A 1,492-nucleotide genomic window follows, 5' to 3' on the forward strand; every position below is an offset into this window, starting at 1 on the left:
CCCCTAACCAGCCAGAGCACTGCCCATCGATGATCTCAGCGGGCAGTGTGGTCTCAGCCCTGGTTTCAGTTGTAGCAACGCTGCGGCAACCCCCGTCGGCACCAAGCCTCAGCGCCACCCTCGTCCCACCATCAAGAAATGATGGAATCTGGCGTCGTCGACGTCGGTGGCGGTGGCTGCACCGCCACCAAGGACCTCCCTGCATGCGTCGCCGGAACCTTACATGTCGTTACGACGACATTCTCGTCAGCTGGCACGGACCAACCGAACATCGTCGCCAACGATCGTCCCTGTTTCCCGGGGCGACCTCCGTCCACCCGGCGGGCCGCGACGCACGCATCGGGCCGGCACCCCGCTCGGCGCCTCGGAGCGTCGCGGCCTGCTCCCCTCGACAGACCCCACCGGAAAGCGCAGTGCCGACTGCTCCGGCCGCGCTCCGCCGTGGGCACGAACCAGCCTGCCTCACCACATAATGATCTCACCGGTGACTGGTGCACAATGTAGTCCACTTGTATCCAGGAGCATCATCACCGAACGGAAGGTGAACCGGGGGTGGAGGACCGGCCGGACGGCGACCCAGCGGCATTCCTCAGCTACGCGCACGCCGACGACACCTACGCCAGCGGCCAGATCACCGCGTTCCGGCAGCAGTTAGAAGGCGAGCTGCGGGCACAGGTCGGCCACGACCTCCACATCTTCCAGGACCGCGACGACATCACCTGGGGGCAGGCGTGGAAGGAACGGGTCGACGACTCCCTCGACGCGGCCACCTTCATCATTCCCATCGTCACCCCGCGCTTCCTGGCCAGCGACCAGTGTCGGCGGGAACTGGTCCGCTTCCTCGAGCGGGAGCAGCGGCTGGGCCGCACCGACCTGGTCCTCCCGGTCTACTGGATCGAGGTGCCGGACCTGGAACGGCGCGGCTCACGCGCCACCGACGACTTGGTCGCCGCGTTGTCCGCTCGCCAGTACGCCGACTGGCGGGAGCTGCGGTTCACGGCGCTGTCCGACCTGGCATGTCGCCGGTTGATCGCCGATCTGGCCCGCAGGCTCCGCGACACCCTCGTCCCGCCGACCCACATCGTCGACCCGCGGGGCCGGGGGGATGTCACCACGGTGGCCGCCGCCGTGGCCGCCGCTCACCCTGGGGATCGGATCCTGATCCGCCCCGGGGTGTATGAGGGGCCGGTCGTGCTCGACAAGCCGGTCGAACTGGTCGGCGAGGGGCCACCCGACGAGATCACCCTTGTTGCCGCTGATGGCAGCGTGGTGACCTCCACCGCCCCGTATGGGGTCGTCCGCGGGCTGACCTTGCGGGTAACCGGGCCACCCCGAGAGCCGGAGGAAGCCCCAGTGGTCGACGTCCACGCGGGTCGGCTGCTGATCACCGACTGTGATATCAGTGGCAGCGCCACCGGGGTGGCCGTCCACGGCACCGCTGCCCCGCAGGTCCGCCGCTGCCGCATCCACCACACCTCCGGCCCCGGCGTGT

At 68.8% G+C, this 1,492-nt stretch carries 1 protein-coding gene; it reads left to right on the top strand.

The window, feature by feature from the left end:
• Positions 1-552 precede the first annotated feature (552 nt).
• Positions 553-1,492: TIR domain-containing protein (locus MJ785_RS13950; protein WP_239381251.1), on the top strand; the 940-nt coding region annotated here is incomplete at its 3' end.

Origin of the sequence: Protofrankia sp. CiT1, from assembly GCF_917627335.1 — a bacterium.
Taxonomy (GTDB): domain Bacteria; phylum Actinomycetota; class Actinomycetes; order Frankiales; family Frankiaceae; genus Protofrankia.